The organism is Flavobacterium reichenbachii (genome assembly GCF_002217435.1).
GTDB lineage: Bacteria > Bacteroidota > Bacteroidia > Flavobacteriales > Flavobacteriaceae > Flavobacterium > Flavobacterium reichenbachii.
In genome coordinates this window covers 324,382-340,028 of the sequence record NZ_MUHF01000001.1, presented here as the reverse complement: position 1 = coordinate 340,028, position 15,647 = coordinate 324,382, and the positions used below count along the sequence as shown (strand labels likewise).

At 33.1% G+C, this 15,647-nt stretch carries 13 protein-coding genes and 2 tRNA genes; 1 reads left to right on the top strand and 14 read right to left on the bottom strand.

What is annotated here, in order from left to right; genetic code table 11:
• Positions 1-165: 165 nt before the first annotated feature.
• From B0A68_RS01505 to B0A68_RS01495, 3 genes are all read right to left on the bottom strand, one after another.
• Positions 166-648 (bottom strand): hypothetical protein, encoded by a 483-nt coding sequence (locus B0A68_RS01505; RefSeq protein ID WP_035685368.1) that lies wholly within the window; start codon positions 646-648, stop codon positions 166-168.
• Positions 639-1,052 (bottom strand): hypothetical protein, encoded by a 414-nt coding sequence (locus B0A68_RS01500; RefSeq protein ID WP_035685371.1) that lies wholly within the window; start codon positions 1,050-1,052, stop codon positions 639-641. Before B0A68_RS01500 ends, B0A68_RS01505 begins: the two co-directional genes overlap by 10 nt.
• Before the next feature lie 233 nt (positions 1,053-1,285).
• A tRNA-Arg gene (locus B0A68_RS01495) sits at positions 1,286-1,359 on the bottom strand.
• A 512-nt stretch (positions 1,360-1,871) separates the two neighbouring features.
• On the opposite strand from B0A68_RS01495, the gene B0A68_RS01490 reads away from it, so the two are divergent.
• Positions 1,872-2,594 carry a hypothetical protein gene (locus B0A68_RS01490; protein WP_051892662.1) on the top strand — a complete coding sequence of 241 codons (723 nt, stop codon included), beginning with the start codon at positions 1,872-1,874 and terminating at the stop codon, positions 2,592-2,594.
• A gap of 411 nt (positions 2,595-3,005) precedes the next feature.
• Here the strand turns inward: B0A68_RS01490 and B0A68_RS01480 are convergent, their stop codons facing one another.
• From B0A68_RS01480 to mraY, 11 genes are all read right to left on the bottom strand, one after another.
• Positions 3,006-3,665 carry a hypothetical protein gene (locus tag B0A68_RS01480; RefSeq protein ID WP_035685377.1) on the bottom strand — a complete coding sequence of 220 codons (660 nt, stop codon included), beginning with the start codon at positions 3,663-3,665 and terminating at the stop codon, positions 3,006-3,008.
• A 323-nt stretch (positions 3,666-3,988) separates the two neighbouring features.
• Positions 3,989-4,062 (bottom strand) — tRNA-Arg (locus B0A68_RS01475).
• A gap of 77 nt (positions 4,063-4,139) precedes the next feature.
• Positions 4,140-4,589, bottom strand: a complete 450-nt coding sequence (locus B0A68_RS01470; protein WP_035685380.1) for a GatB/YqeY domain-containing protein — start codon at positions 4,587-4,589, stop codon at positions 4,140-4,142.
• 196 nt (positions 4,590-4,785) lie between these two features.
• Positions 4,786-6,774 carry a cell division protein FtsZ gene (gene ftsZ / locus B0A68_RS01465; protein ID WP_035688228.1) on the bottom strand — a complete coding sequence of 663 codons (1,989 nt, stop codon included), beginning with the start codon at positions 6,772-6,774 and terminating at the stop codon, positions 4,786-4,788.
• Between the two features lie 88 nt (positions 6,775-6,862).
• A complete protein-coding gene (gene ftsA / locus B0A68_RS01460) occupies positions 6,863-8,284 on the bottom strand; it encodes a cell division protein FtsA (RefSeq protein ID WP_035685382.1) in 1,422 nt (473 codons plus the stop codon).
• Positions 8,285-8,290: 6 nt separating this feature from the next.
• Positions 8,291-9,013 carry a cell division protein FtsQ/DivIB gene (locus B0A68_RS01455; RefSeq protein WP_035685384.1) on the bottom strand — a complete coding sequence of 241 codons (723 nt, stop codon included), beginning with the start codon at positions 9,011-9,013 and terminating at the stop codon, positions 8,291-8,293.
• Complete coding sequence (gene murC / locus B0A68_RS01450; RefSeq protein WP_035685385.1) at positions 9,000-10,349, bottom strand: UDP-N-acetylmuramate--L-alanine ligase; 1,350 nt, start codon at positions 10,347-10,349, stop codon at positions 9,000-9,002. The genes B0A68_RS01455 and murC overlap by 14 nt, the downstream gene beginning before the upstream one ends.
• A gap of 155 nt (positions 10,350-10,504) precedes the next feature.
• The gene (murG, locus tag B0A68_RS01445; protein ID WP_035685387.1) at positions 10,505-11,590 is read right to left on the bottom strand and encodes an undecaprenyldiphospho-muramoylpentapeptide beta-N-acetylglucosaminyltransferase; all 1,086 of its coding nucleotides are present in this window, start codon (positions 11,588-11,590) and stop codon (positions 10,505-10,507) included.
• A 34-nt stretch (positions 11,591-11,624) separates the two neighbouring features.
• On the bottom strand, positions 11,625-12,944 hold the full coding sequence (locus B0A68_RS01440; RefSeq protein WP_035685389.1) for an FtsW/RodA/SpoVE family cell cycle protein: 1,320 nt from the start codon (positions 12,942-12,944) through the stop codon (positions 11,625-11,627).
• An 81-nt stretch (positions 12,945-13,025) separates the two neighbouring features.
• Entirely contained in the window at positions 13,026-14,357 is a 1,332-nt protein-coding gene (gene murD, locus B0A68_RS01435) for a UDP-N-acetylmuramoyl-L-alanine--D-glutamate ligase (protein ID WP_035685391.1), read from the bottom strand.
• On the bottom strand, positions 14,358-15,590 hold the full coding sequence (gene mraY / locus B0A68_RS01430; RefSeq protein ID WP_035685392.1) for a phospho-N-acetylmuramoyl-pentapeptide-transferase: 1,233 nt from the start codon (positions 15,588-15,590) through the stop codon (positions 14,358-14,360). It abuts the gene before it with no gap.
• Between the last annotated feature and the right edge of the window lie 57 nt (positions 15,591-15,647).

The following is a 15,647-nucleotide window of genomic DNA, read 5'->3' as shown; positions in this document are numbered from 1 at the left end:
GACCTTGATGGCAAAGAATTCGAACCGTTTATTTGAGGATTTGAAAATATTTAATACAAGTAACTTGCCCTTCTGAGATTAGATTCTAAGAAGTAAATACTTAAGAGCTAACAATTAAAATTTTACTAAGTCTTAATATATTTTAATCTAGTAATCATTACCTGTTCAATCAGGATCTATAGTTATTCCTATCCTAACTGCATATTTCATTGCTATTTCAGTAAGTTTTATGGTCTTAGTTATCTGATTTTGAGTTTCCTGATTTAGATCGTTGTAAAGATCGCTCTGCACAATTTTATGTAAAAAATCATTTAATAAATATGGATTTATTGTATTCTCCCATGAAGATAAGAATACCCTGCGGTCCTCAGGATTCGATTTTTCGTAATAAAAATTAAAAGGAAATTTTTCTATATCTTCCTCTCCATAGAATTGTTTTAACTCAACACTCTCATTTGTTATTAGATCATGAAATTCCCAAGATAATTCAAAGAGATAATTATTATTCTTGTATAATTCATCATAATAATTCCAGTGAAAGTCATCACCGGGAATGATAAAATCTGCGATTGATTTTATATTTTCTAAATCGTTTTTAAAAACATAAAATTCTTTTTGCGGTAGTTGTAAATTAAGTGTTATTGGCATAAAATTCTATTTAAATCAATTAGATCTTTTTTTCTTTTTAAAAGTTTTTTATTTGTTATAATGTCCATTATATTTAAATAGTTCACATTGTTATTGTTAATAACTATAGTTCTCTTATTATCAAAACTCTCCTTAAAAAGCAGTCCATTCATTTGTGATATAAATTCTATCTTACAATTATTTTTCCTAATTTTAATATAAAAATCATCTTCTATAACTGTATTAGATATAATTCCTGAATCTTGTAATTTTTCAATATTTCCTTTTTCATTTTCAATCCATATATCTAAATCATTAGGAAGTCTTTTAAATCCATTAAATAAGATTGCCCAGCCACCAACCACTAAGTAATTAATAGAATAATTGGATAAGCTTTCAATAATTTGAATATGTTCTTTTCTCATAAGAATATTGATGATATACAAACCCAACAGCAGAGTCAAAGTTACGAATTATGTCTCTTCCACAAGTTATAAAACAATAAGTTGTAATAAAGAAATTGAAGAGTCATGATGAGATTCGAACCATAATAACCTACAAATAGTGACTTCGCAAAAAGTAAAAAATTCCGAAAGGATTTTCTAACCACAAAAAAAGCCTGCAAAATATACACTTTGCAGGCTTTCAAAATTTTTAGTGACCTCGGAGGGGTTCGAACCCCCAACCCTCAGAGCCGAAATCTGATATTCTATCCAGTTGAACTACGCGGTCGGTTGATTTATGATTTAAGAATGTAGATTTTAGATTGCTAATTGAAATCTAAAATCTACATCTAATCCCAGAACTTTTCCCATAGATGCAATTCCAGAAGCCCCGTTTCAGCAAGATTGATATACTAAAAACAGAAATTGATTTAAGTATTATTCTAAAATCTACAATCGAAAATTAGAGCAAAAGAGTTGAAGAATTCCCTTTTTGGCTAAAGGAAAATTATGGATTCGAATCACTCAAAAATACATTAACTGAATTTGATCCTCAAAAATGAATGACGTACAAACTTAAAAAATAAAAACAATGAAATAGGTGGCTGAAAATATACTCACTAAAAGCCATTAGATTACAGCTTTTTCAAGTGATTTTCGGATTTAGTGAGATAATTGTTTTTATTTGTATTTTTGGTTAGCAGAAAATACTCAGTTTAATAACTAGCAAACCTCATGTAGCCTCAGAACGTTTGCGGTAATATCACAAGAATAGGAAAAATCAATAACATAATGTAACAAATGATTAAATTAAAAACTATTACTCGTTTATTTATATATATTACTTATGTACTGATTTTATCAGCTTACACTGTTGATATAACGGAGAATCAAATGATCTCAAAACAAAAAAAAGATAATGTCTCAGACGTTTCAGGAATTTACGAGTTTCAAACAAGTTGGCTTCAATCAACTGTTAATTTTAAATCCGATGGTACTTTTGAAATGAGTTATACAATAGGTGAAAAGCATACAACTTTTGGAACTTGGACTATTAAAAAAGATATATTAATTCTAAAAAACGATGACAATTTCCCCGCAAATAAAAAATGGCTGATTAGAAATGAAAAACTTTATCCAATATTAAAATCATCAAAGGAATATGATATGAGTTTTTTCTATGTAGCAAAAAAACAATCTACTGAAAAAGTAAATTGTTCATTATTAAAAAATTGCAAACTAAGATATTCCGAAACAGATGATGATTCAACTTACATAATTATTAAAGACAATATATTTACGGAGTATCCAGATGGTGGTAAAAATTATATTAAATCAAACATAGAATGGATAAATGAGTGTGAATATAATGCAATAGTAATTGAATTAACGGCTATAGGCTTAAACTACAAAATAGGTGATAAAATAAACGTGAAAATTGACAAAATTGATAATGAAATTGTTTACTATACAGCAACTTTTGAAGGTGAAACAATAAAAGGAAAATTTAAAATCATTAATTGATGCAAATACTCCTTGATGGGGTTCGAACCAAAATCTCCTTTAAATATAGACTTTTTCAAGATCTAGAAGAAAATCATAAAAATTTTCGAACCATAAAAAAGCCTGCAAAATATACACTTTGCAGGCTTTCATTTTTTTATAGTGACCTTGGCGGTACAGAATTCGAACCTTTTATTGGAGGATTTGAAGATTTTAAATGAAACTCATCTTTAATTTATCTGTTGTACTGTTAGTAGGTTCATGGTTTTGTATGTCATTATATCAAGACATTTTCATCATTAAACTAGTCCTGTTAAGTAGACCTATATTTGACTAATATCATATAACTTTTAGATTCATTGAAAATATCTAATAGCAATTAATATTCAGTGATTTTGTTTTAATGTGCCAGCTCTAAACTAATTTAATGTTTTATATTCTAATGAACTTAATTTGATGTTCGAACAGGTCTAAAATCAATCCATTTTCAGATAATTCGTATTTAATATTACTTGGAAAAGTATCGTTTTGCCAGATCAAAATTTGATTCTTTGATAATTCAAACCTTCCCATTTTTATTGAAAAATAACCATCACCGCCATTTAAGTAATTTACTGGGATTTCTACATGACAATTTCTTTTGTTATCAATTTGCAAATCCAAAGTAAATTTTAGATGACCTTTTATTTCAATAGCGTCAATCCAATTGCTAAAATTTGAATTGTAGTTTAAACCACTATATTCATTCTCTGAAATCCAATTTCCATTTAATAATAGCATGGTATCGTCAATACTTTTTGAAATTTTATTCAATTCGTTTAACACCATTTTTTTGTCAGAGCTAATTTCAATTAGTTTGTCAATAAACACTTTGGTTTTAGAAATTTCTAAAAGTTTACTCCATTCTGGATTATGAATTTCGAAGAGTGAAATTCGCTTCTGGTATATAATTTCATTTTTACCAACTTCGCTGACAACCAGAAAATTTAATTCTTCCGTCAGGTCAATACCAAGTACATATTGGTGCCAATATTCCATTGGTATAAGTTCGGCACCTCTTCCGATTTCTATATAGTTATTTTGCTCTGTCATTTTTTAGAAATTCAAATATATGAATTGTAGCAATCTATCAATTTTTTTAGAAAACTCTTTTACATTTACATTTTATTGTAAAATAAAGTCAATTTACACGACAAATCAATCTTGCAAAAACTAATATATGACAAAGTGAACTTAAAAACTTTGTTTTCAATATGCAAATAAAAAGTTACTCCAGAATTTTATATCCTTGACGGAGTTCAAACCAAAATCTGCCGTAAAAACTGACGTTGCAAAAAAATAAAAAATTCGACAATCATTTTTGAACCATAAAAAAAGCCTGAGAATCTACATTCTCAGGCTTTCAAATTTTATAGTGACCTCGGAGGGGTTCGAACCCCCAACCCTCAGAGCCGAAATCTGATATTCTATCCAGTTGAACTACGAGGTCATTTTTATTTTAGATTTTAGATTGCTAATTGAAATCTAAAATCTACATCTAATCCCGGAACTTCGGGAATATTTTTTTTAAACTAAAAGTTTCTTTACAATTGCCGAGATTGTTTTTCCCTCAGCAGTTCCACCCAATTGAGCAGAAGCTAATCCCATAACTTTTCCCATAGATGCAATTCCAGAAGCCCCAGTTTCAGCAATAATTTTTGCAATTACAGCTTCTACTTCTTCTTCACTTAATTGTGCAGGAAGGAATTTTTCGATTACAGCAACTTGTGCCAACTCTGGCTCAGCCAAATCAGGACGGTTTTGTTCAGTAAAGATTCTTGCACTCTCCTTACGAGTTTTAACTAATCTTTGAAGTAATTTAATTTCTTCGTCTTCTGACAAATCTTCTTTAGAACCTGAAGCCGTTGAAGCTAATAATAATTCAGATTTAATCGCTCTTAATGATTCTAATGCTACTGTATCTTTTGCTTTCATGGCAGTTTTAATCTCTTCCATGATTTGTGTTTGTAAACTCATCTTAGTTTTTCTATTTGAATAAGCAAATGCCTATTTATTCATATTTATGATTTGAAGTTTTATCCCTTCGTAAAAATTGAAAATTCTTTTAAAGTTTCAAAAGAAAGTCAAATTCTTAAATTCTGTGCGAAGATAAAAAAAATAACCCGAAAATTAAATCAATTTTCGGGTTACCTAAATTATTATAGAGGTATAATTAATCTACGTTGTCATGCAAAAATGAATTGTTTGAACGCAGTTGTAAATCATTATTACTATCAGTACCCACAGAAATTCTGGAATTAGCTGCATTTGATTGTGTATTCGAAAGATCTATACCTAATCTTTTATAAGCAGGCTCTTTTTCGAGCTCGTCTATTCTGGAAACATTATTGTGAAACTTATAATTAAATTCTTTAAGTTTTTTTCTTCTTTCTTCAGCTCTTAAACGTAAAGTTTCTTCGATTGTTAATTCTAACGGAGAAGCTGTATCGGTTGTTGTAAAAGATGCTTCCTGAGCAAAATCAACTCTTGGTTTCAAAGTAATGTTCAATTCTTCCGGAATCACTTCCTCAACTACTTTATCAACTGGTTTTGATGTTACTAACTCATTTTCAACTTCCATATACTCCTCTAAAGAATATTTTATAATTCCTTTATCAGAAAGTTCAGTAACCGGAACAAACTGCACCGGATCATTTACTTTTATATTACGAGTTTCATTTGTTAATTCAAACAAAATTTTAGTTTCCTGTTCTGCAGCCGGTTCTTTTTTAACCTCTGGTTCTGCTCTAAATAAAGGCAGATCGAATGAAAAAGTAGTTTGCTCTTCTTTTTCAAAAACTCTTTGCTGTACTTGTCTCGTTTCTTCAAAAAGCTGTTTTTCCGGAGTCGTAATTTTAAAATCGATATCCGTAATCGGCGAAACGATTTCAAAAGTTACATCTAAATTTTTGATAAATTCAGACATAACTACCAACTCTTCCTGATTCATTGCCGGAGCAGCGTTTATTGGATTTGTTGGAGTAGGAACTACGGGAGCAACCGTATCTTCCATTAAATCAAAAATAACCTTCTCTTCTTGTTTTACAGCAGTCGGTGTTTCTGCATTCAAATCAAAAGAAGTCAATGATCGATTTGTTAGATTATGAACACTTCTCTGCTCATCTTCTAACGTATGAATGATTTTTTTAGGCTCAGTATTTACGATTTCGTTTTGCTGTTCAACATCAAAACCTGTCGCAATGATAGTTACAGCAATTGCCTCACCAAGAGTTTCGTCTTCACCAACTCCCATGATAATATTTGCGTTGTAACCCGCTTCTGCCTGAATGTGATCGTTGATTTCTCCGATTTCATCAAGCGTTATTTCGTTAGATCCAGAAACGATAAGCAACAATACGTTTTTGGCTCCTGTAATTTTATTGTCGTTTAACAACGGAGAGTCTAATGCAGATACAATTGCATCTTTAGCTCTGTTTTCTCCTTCTGATACTGCAGATCCCATTATCGCTGTTCCGCTGTTTGCTAAAACGGTTTTAGCATCACGTAAATCGATATTCTGAGTATAGTGGTGTGTAATTACTTCGGCAATACCTCTAGAGGCCGTTGCCAAAACTTCATCTGCTTTAGAAAATCCTGCTTTAAAACCAAGGTTTCCGTAAACTTCTCTTAATTTGTTATTGTTGATTACAATTAATGAGTCAACTTGTTTACGTAATTTTTCGATTCCTAAAAGTGCCTGCTCCTGACGTACTTTCCCTTCAAATTGAAACGGAATTGTCACGATACCAACCGTAAGGATTTCTCTTTCTTTTGCCAATTGTGCAATAACCGGCGCAGCACCTGTACCTGTACCTCCACCCATACCAGCAGTAATGAATACCATCTTAGTACCGCGGTCTAACATTTTTTCTATGTCGGCGATACTTTCAATAGCAGATTGCTGTCCTACATCAGGATTTGCTCCTGCTCCAAGACCTTCTGTTAAGTTCATTCCTAACTGAATTTTGTTTGGCACTGAACTATTCTGCAATGCCTGAGAATCGGTATTACAAACGATAAAATCTACGCCTTTAATACCTTGCTTAAACATGTGGTTGATAGCATTACTTCCACCTCCACCTACACCTATTACTTTGATTACATTTGATTGGTTTTTTGGTAAATCAAATGATATACTTCCAAATTCTGAGTTGCTCATCATCTTTTTGGTTTTTGAAATTCTTATTTTGTACATTTTTTACTTCTTGACTTGGGGCAAAAAGTAATTTCCTTTTCTTATTCTTATTCTACTATTCTGCGTTATCTAAAAATTCTTTGATTTTATCAACGTAGCGATCAAAAAATGATCTTCTTATTTTAGTTTCTGTAGACTCATCTTTTACTGCAGCAGCCTTATTATTTCGAACTTCTCTATGTTCTTCTTCAATAGTTTCTACTCTCTCAACGTAGTTTTCTTCTACTTCGTATCGTTGCTGCACTGGGTTTGTAACATTTTTATAAACAACTTTTGGCTGTTCATTTACAAGTTCCATTCTAACAGCACTTTGCGTACTATTTTCTATGCTGTTCATCACTAATCCAACTGCAGTTGCAAATAACGGACTAGAGATTTCTTCGCTTGAATTACCTGCTAAATGCTCATTCGGATATCCAATTCTGGTATCCATTCCTGTAATATATTCTACCAATTGTTTAATGTGTTTGAGCTGTGCGCCTCCACCCGTTAAAACAATTCCAGCAATTAATTTTTTACGAGGATCTTCGTGTCCGTAAGCTTTGATTTCTGCAAAAACCTGTTCTACAATTTCCACTACACGTGCGTGAATAATTTTAGATAAGTTTTTAAGCGAAATTTCTTTTGGTTCTCTTCCTCTTAATCCCGGAATCGAAACAATCTCATTGTCTTTGTTTTCGCCCGGCCATGCTGATCCGAATTTTACTTTTAAAAGTTCAGCTTGTTTTTCTATAATCGAACAGCCTTCTTTGATGTCATCTGTAATAACATTTCCTCCAAAAGGAATTACTGCTGTATGACGAATAATCCCGTCTTTAAAAATCGCCAAATCAGTTGTACCACCACCAATATCGATAAGTGCTACACCTGCTTCTTTTTCTTCCTGACTTAAAACTGCATCTGCAGAAGCCAATGGTTCTAATGTTAAACCAGATAATTCGATTCCTGAACTCTGAATGCATCTCCCAACATTTCTAATTGAAGAAGCCTGACCAACCACAACGTGAAAACTAGATTCTAATCTTCCGCCGTACATTCCGATTGGTTCTTTAATTTCAGATTGTCCGTCTATTTTAAATTCCTGAGGCAGAACGTGAATAATTTCTTCTCCAGGCAGCATCGCCAGTTTATTTACCTGATCGATTAATTGCTGAATATCATTTTCGCCAATTACTTCTTCCGGATTATTTCTGCTGATGTAATCTGTATGCTGTATACTTCTGATGTGTTGTCCGGCAATACCCACGACAACATCTTTTATTTTATAACCTGAATTATTTTCTGCTTCAAGTATAGCTTGCTGAATTGATTGAATTGTCTGTGTAATGTTATTCACTACACCACGAGCAACTCCTAAACTTTTGGATTTACCTATACCCAAAATTTCAAGTTTGCCATATTCGTTTTTCTTGCCTATCATGGCAACTATTTTGGTTGTCCCAATATCTAGACCTACTGCAATGTTATCTTTTTCCATTTTCTATTATTTAGTGCAAACTACTTGTTCTGTAAACCTAAGGTCAATCTTACTGTATTTATATAACGAACTATCTAAAACTGCTTTTTGAAAAAACGCTTTATAGTTTCTAAATTTTTTATCAACATTCAATGTTCTTCCAAAATCTATGAAGTAATCATAGTTTCTATTAAACATTTTTAAGCTGCCATTCGGCATAATTTGTATTGCAATGATGTTTTTTTTCAAAAACGCATCGTCATAAATTGTGCGAAACAGAGCTGCTAAATCTTCGTTATTTTTTTCATTAATTGCCCCCGAAACAAGAGGAACTCGCGCAGTGTAATTGTCTGATAAAGGCATTTTATTTCCCTCGTAGTCAACATAAAACGAAGAAGCACCATCGTAAACTCGTGCTACTGGTGTCTTCTGTTTTACTACTGCTTTTAGAACACCATCGATACTTACAAAAACGTCCGACTTTTCAATCATGTCTTGTGTATCCAGGGTTTTCTCTATTTTATTCAAATCTACTTCATCTTTTCTAATACTGGAAGCATCTTTTCTATTTTCTATCAACAATTTATTAACCGTTTCAGGCTTCACAAAAAGCGTATTTTCCCCTACAAAAACAACCATAGATTTTTTTAATTTTCTATCTCCGTTTCGATGCTGCGAAAACGAATATAGAAAAATTACAAGCCCAAAAATGAGCACTAATCTTATGTTTGTCCAGTTAAATATTTTCATCTAACATCTTTTTAATTGACGGAACCATTTCACCAATATCACCAGCTCCAATTGTTACAATAATGGGTGCATCACTGGCTTTGATTTCTCCCAATAAATCATTTTTTGCAACAATTTTTTTATTCGAATTTGTCATTTTTTCCAACAGCCATTCCGAAGTAATTCCTTCCATCGGAAGCTCTCTTGCCGGATAAATATCCATCAAAAACACTTCATCAAATGCAGATAAACTCGCTGCAAAACCATCAGCAAAATCTCTTGTTCTGCTGAATAAATGCGGCTGAAAAACCGCTAACACTTTACGACCCGGATACAATTCTCTAACAGCTTGATGTACAGCGTTTATCTCTGTTGGATGATGCGCATAATCATCAATATAAACCAAATCATCCGTTTTAATCTGATAAGAAAAACGTCTTCTGATACCGCTGAAAGACGCAATCGCCTTAGCAATAGAATCTGTTGGTGTATCGTACGTTTTTGCCATCGCAATTGCCATTAAAGCATTCATTAAATTGTGCTTTCCCGGCAGTCCAAAATGAAGGTCTTTTATTATCTCCGAAGGCGTCTGCACATCAAAAACATAACTTCCATCTTCAATTCTTATATTAAATGCTTTGTATACAGCATCTTCATTTACAGCACACTGAACTCCTTCCAAAGGCAATTCTTTGGTTATAAACAGATTATTTTTATCTTCAACCTTATTTGCAAATTCAACAAAAGAAGCTTCTATAGCATCGCTTGTACCGTAAATATCCAAATGATCTGCATCCATAGAAGTCACGCAGGCAATATCAGGATGTAAATGCAGGAACGATCTGTCAAACTCATCAGCTTCTACAACTGTTACCGTTTTGCCGCTTCCAATTAAATTCGAATCGTAATTCTCTACAATCCCTCCTATAAAAGCTGTAACATCTGCACCGCTTTGATATAAAATATGTCCTAAAATACTAGACGTTGTTGTTTTTCCGTGTGTACCCGCAACTGCAAAACAAAAGGTGTCTTTAGTAATAATTCCTAAAACTTCAGCTCTCTTTTTTACTTCGTATTGTCTTTCTATAAAATAATTCCACTCTGAATGCGTTTTTGGAACAGCCGGTGTAAAAATCACTAAAGTATTCTCTACAAAGTAATCACTTGGAATTAAACCAATGTTATCTTCAAAATGAATATCAATACCGCTTTCGATTAATTCACTAGTTAACATTGAAGGGGTTTTATCGTAACCAGACACTTGTTTCCCGATATATTTAAAATAACGAGCCAGAGCACTCATCCCGATGCCTCCAATACCAATAAAATAAACGTTTTGTATTTGGTTTAAATTCATTTTAATTATGTTTTAAAAGCTAAATTCTTTTGAGTTTTTCCTGTTAAAAAACTAATAATTAAGCTTTTATATTTTTTCTTGTTTTACAATCAAAAATGCCTAAAATAGCACTCTACTTTTCTAATGATGTTGTATAATTTTTTAAAAAAATTACATTATAACAACTTTATAATTTCATTAACAATATCTTTTGTTGCATTAGGCATTGCTAATTTTTTAATAGTCTGACTTAATTGCTCTTGTTTTCCCTCATCTTTCAGCAGCGCTTCAAAAACAATGCTAAACTGACTTTCTAACTCCGATTCTTTTAATAAAATTGCTCCTTTTTCATCTACAATCGCCTGTGCATTTTTAGTTTGGTGATCCTCAGCTACATTGGGTGACGGAATAAAAATAACCGGCTTGCCAACAATGCACAATTCTGAAACTGATGATGCGCCTGCTCTTGAAATAATCACATCTGCCGCGGCATACACAAAATCCATTCTTTCAATAAAATCAACTACTCTGACGTGCTGCTGATTGTGTGTTTTATATTCTTCAAAATATAATTTTCCGCACTGCCAGATTATCTGAACATCCTGCGAAAGAAAATTTTGAAGTTCTTTCTGAATTAATTGATTAATTCTTCTCGCTCCTAAACTGCCGCCTAAAACCAAGAGTGTTTTTTTATTCGGATCTAAACCATAAAAAGCTATGGCTTCATCACGTTTTGTATCAATATCAATTAAATCTTGACGAACCGGATTTCCAGTTAAAACAATTTTTTCTTTTGGAAAAAAACGTCCTAAATTTTCATAAGCTACACAAATTGCATTTGCTTTTTTGCTGAGCAGCTTATTCGTAATTCCAGGAAAAGAATTTTGTTCCTGAATCACAGTTGGAATTCCTGCTGAACCCGCTGCCTGTAATAAAGGTCCGCTGGCAAAACCTCCTGTTCCAATAACTACATTGGGTTTAAATTTTCCAATAATTCTTCTCGATTCCAGCATACTTGTAGCTAGTTTCAAGGGAAACATCATATTTTGTAAGGTCAATTTTCGCTGTAAACCAGCAATCCAAAGACCTTGTATTTCGTAACCTGCCTGAGGTACTTTTTGCATTTCCATTTTATCTTTGGCTCCAACAAAAAGAAATTCAGCATCAGGAAATTGCAATTTTAATTCGTTTGCAATGGCAATTGCAGGATAAATATGTCCTCCTGTTCCTCCTCCGCTTAGTATGAATTTATACTTTGTCATGTCTTTAATAGCTATCTTTAAACTATTTATTCTCTTATTTATTTAAAACTGCATTCATCGGATTTTTCGAATTATCTTCTATCGAATACATAGGCTCTTCTTCGAAAATCTCTTCCTTTTCATTGCCTGCCAAATCTTCTTCAGCCAGCTCTTTGTCAATTAATCTTTGCAGCGCTTCTTTTCTTCTTTCTTTTTCTTCCAGTTCTTCAGCAACTTCTTCGTCTTTTTTAGTTACACTAATAATAATTCCGAGAGAGAAACAAGTCATCCAGATTGAACTTCCTCCAGAACTTATCAAAGGCAGCGTCTGACCTGTAACCGGCAGTAATTCTACTGCAACTGCCATATTAATCATTGCCTGAAATATCATCGGAAAACCGAGCCCGACGACGACTAATTTTCCAAATAATGTATTCGCTTTATGCGAGGCGATTACAAATCGAAACAACAGCAGCAGATATAAAATTACTATCGCCACACCGCCTACTAAACCATATTCTTCTACAATAATTGCATAAATAAAATCTGAAGAAGATTGTGGTAAAAAGTTTTTCTGAACACTTTTTCCAGGTCCTAAACCTCCCAGTTTCCCAGATGCAATTGCAATTTTTGCTTTTTCAATCTGATAATCATCTTCATCAGGTTTATCGGTTGTAAAGTTCAAAATACGGCTTTCCCATGTTGATACCCTGCTAAAGAATCTTGAATCTGGAAATGCTTTGGCAACCAAAAGGAAAAACGCCAGCATCGCAATTCCCGAACCTATAATAAAAGCAATATATTTTAACGGATATTTACCAATAAATGTCAGCATCATTACCATTGCAAAAATCAGCGCTGTTGTAGAAAAGTTCGCGGGTAATATAAGTGCCAAAGTGATAAAAACCGGAATCCAAAGCTGAACAAACGATGTTTGAAAAGGTTCATTTTCTTCTTTTGTTTTGGACAAATAACGCGCAACATATATAAACAATACAATAGAAGCCAGCGTTGAAGTCTGAAACGTAATTCCGATAAACGGAACCTGAATCCAACGACTTGCATTTGCTCCCGCTATTACAGTTCCTTTTAGCAGCGTATAAGCCAGTAAAAGCCAAACCACAGGAAGTGCAATTTTTGAAATCGCTCTAAAATAATGATACGGAACTCTGTGAACCCAATAAATAATCAAAAAACCAATACAGATATGTGCCAGATGTTTTACCAGATAACCCAGCGTGTTTCCAGTTCCATGACCTATATAAGCAAGATTACTACTCGCACTAAAAACAGGCATAAATGAAAACAGCGCTAATAAAGCCACGAATGACCATATTACTCTATCTCCTTTTAATTTGTTTACCAATTGCTTCATAGTATTTTGTTTCAGGTTTTCTTTGTTTCAAGTTTCAGGTTTCAGTTGTCGAACTTGAAACCTGAAACTTGAAACTGTTTTTTATAAATTGTGCACTGCTTGTTTAAACTGCTTTCCTCTGTCTTCATAATTTTCGAATAAATCGAAACTTGCGCAGGCTGGAGACAATAATACTGCATCGCCTTTTTCTGTTAAACGTTGTGCAGTTTTAACTGCATCATTCATATTATTCACTTCAACCATAATATCAACAACATTTCCAAAAGCATCGATAATTTTACGATTGTCGATTCCTAGACATACAATTGCTTTTACTTTCTCACGAACCAATGACATTAATTCGTTATAATCATTTCCTTTATCAACACCTCCGACAATCCAGACTGTTGGAACATTCATACTGTCTAAAGCAAAGAATGTAGCATTTACATTAGTGGCTTTAGAATCGTTGATATATTGTACGTTTTGTATTTTTAATACTTTTTCTAAACGGTGTTCAACACCTTGAAAATTAGATAAACTTTCGCGTATTGTTGCATTTCTAATCTGCATCAATTTCGCTACAGAGCTTGCTGCCATTGCGTTTTTCATATTATGTTTTCCTTCTAACGCAATGTATTCTGTTTCCATTGTAAACTCTTCTTGGTTGATCTTTATTTCCATTTTGTTGTTATTTATAGAAGCCCCTTCGTCAAATATTTTGGTAAGTGAAAAAGGAATTAATTTTGCTTTTGTTTTATTGTTTTTTAACCATTCTGTACTTGCTTCATCATCTGCATCGTAAATTAGATAATCGCTTTCGGTCTGGTTCATTGTAATTCTAAACTTCGAGTCGATATAATTTTCATATTTGTAATCATATCGATCCAAATGATCGGGACTAATATTCGTTATTATTGCAATATCTGGTCTGTAATCTATAATTCCGTCGAGCTGAAAACTGCTTAATTCGAGCACATAGGCATCAAACTTATTTTCTGCAACCTGCCAGGCAAAGCTTTTTCCGATGTTCCCTCCCAAACCAACATTGAGTCCTGCAGATTTTAGCAGATGATGGGTCAGCATTGTTGTTGTCGTTTTACCGTTGCTTCCTGTAATTCCTATTGTTAATGCCTCTGTAAAAGGTATAGCAAACTCAATTTCAGAAATCACCTTAATTCCTGCTGCAATCAGCTTTTTAACTATGGGTGATTTTTCTGGAATTCCTGGACTTTTCATGACGACATCGGCATTTAAAATCAGGTCTTCTGTATGCTGTTCTTCCTCCCAGGCAATTTGATTAATGATTAGAACTTCTTTATAATTTTCTTTAATTTTTCCAAAATCCGAAACAAAGACCTCATATCCCTGCTTCTTCCCTAGGATTGCAGTACCAATACCACTTTCTCCCCCTCCTAATATTACAAGTCTCATCTATCTCAGTTTTAAAGTAATTATTGATAATATTGCAAGCATTACAGCAACAATCCAAAAACGAGTTACGATTTTACTTTCATGATATCCTTTTTTCTGATAATGATGATGTAATGGCGACATCAGGAAAATTCTACGTCCTTCGCCAAAACGTTTTTTAGTATATTTAAAATAAGTTACCTGAATAATTACTGAAGCACTTTCTGCCAGGAAAATACCTCCAAATAACACAATTAAGATTTCTTTACGAACTGCAATTGCCAAAACTGCAATGATCCCTCCAATTGTTAAACTTCCTGTATCGCCCATAAATACAGATGCCGGATAAGAATTGTACCAGAGAAATCCGATTAAGGAACCAACAAATGCCGAAATAAAAACTGTCATCTCTCCCGAATTGGGGATATACATAATATTGAGGTAATTAGAAAAAATAATATTACCAGAAACAAACGTAAATATTCCGAGCGCGAGGACCGAAATTGCCGACGTTCCGGCTGCGAGCCCATCAATACCATCAGTTAAATTTGCTCCATTAGAAACTGCTGTAATGATAAAAATTACCACCGGAATAAAGATCAGCCACGCCCATTTCTCGTAGCCATCTCCCATAAATGATAATACTTCGGCATAATCAAATTCATTATTTTTTATAAAAGGAATCGTTGTTGCAGTAGATTTTTCCTCAACAGGTGCAGGCAGCACAACTGTTGTATTCACTGTAGTTTTAAAAACATCTGTACGGCCAGTATCTGTTCGTACAGTTACAGCTGGATTAAAATAAAGAACAGCTCCTACAATAATTCCTAAACCAACTTGACCAATAACTTTAAAAATACCTTTTAAACCTTGCTTGTCTTTTTTGAATATTTTGATGTAATCGTCCACAAAACCAATAGTTCCCATCCAAAGCGTAGTTACAATAAGTAATACGATATAAATGTTATGCAGTCTCGAAAACAATAAAACTGGAATTAAAGTAGCAAAAATGATGATTAATCCTCCCATTGTCGGCGTACCAGCTTTCTCATTTTGACCTGCAAGACCTAATTCTCTAACAGTCTCACCAACTTGCTGACGACGAAGAAAATTGATCACTCTTTTACCATAAATAGTTGACAAAAGCAAGGAAAGCATAAATGCTAAAGCCGATCTAAACGTGATATACTGGAAAACTCCTGTCCCGGGAAGATCCATTGTTTTGTCAAAATATTCAAATAAGTAGTATAGCATATTTTTTATTTTTTAAATTCCAATTTTGAAATTTCAAATTCCAATCATTATTGTGGC

Coding starts and splice junctions, on each gene's coding strand:
- B0A68_RS01455 (WP_035685384.1), bottom strand. CDS start 9,013: ATGAAAATATTTAACTGGACAAACATAAGATTAGTGCTCATTTTTGGG.
- murC (WP_035685385.1), bottom strand. CDS start 10,349: ATGAATTTAAACCAAATACAAAACGTTTATTTTATTGGTATTGGAGGC.
- murD (WP_035685391.1), bottom strand. CDS start 14,357: ATGAGACTTGTAATATTAGGAGGGGGAGAAAGTGGTATTGGTACTGCA.
- mraY (WP_035685392.1), bottom strand. CDS start 15,590: ATGCTATACTACTTATTTGAATATTTTGACAAAACAATGGATCTTCCC.
- B0A68_RS01440 (WP_035685389.1), bottom strand. CDS start 12,944: ATGAAGCAATTGGTAAACAAATTAAAAGGAGATAGAGTAATATGGTCA.
- B0A68_RS01490 (WP_051892662.1), top strand. CDS start 1,872: ATGATTAAATTAAAAACTATTACTCGTTTATTTATATATATTACTTAT.
- B0A68_RS01480 (WP_035685377.1), bottom strand. CDS start 3,665: ATGACAGAGCAAAATAACTATATAGAAATCGGAAGAGGTGCCGAACTT.
- murG (WP_035685387.1), bottom strand. CDS start 11,590: ATGACAAAGTATAAATTCATACTAAGCGGAGGAGGAACAGGAGGACAT.
- B0A68_RS01505 (WP_035685368.1), bottom strand. CDS start 648: ATGCCAATAACACTTAATTTACAACTACCGCAAAAAGAATTTTATGTT.
- B0A68_RS01470 (WP_035685380.1), bottom strand. CDS start 4,589: ATGAGTTTACAAACACAAATCATGGAAGAGATTAAAACTGCCATGAAA.
- ftsZ (WP_035688228.1), bottom strand. CDS start 6,774: ATGATGAGCAACTCAGAATTTGGAAGTATATCATTTGATTTACCAAAA.
- B0A68_RS01500 (WP_035685371.1), bottom strand. CDS start 1,052: ATGAGAAAAGAACATATTCAAATTATTGAAAGCTTATCCAATTATTCT.
- ftsA (WP_035685382.1), bottom strand. CDS start 8,284: ATGGAAAAAGATAACATTGCAGTAGGTCTAGATATTGGGACAACCAAA.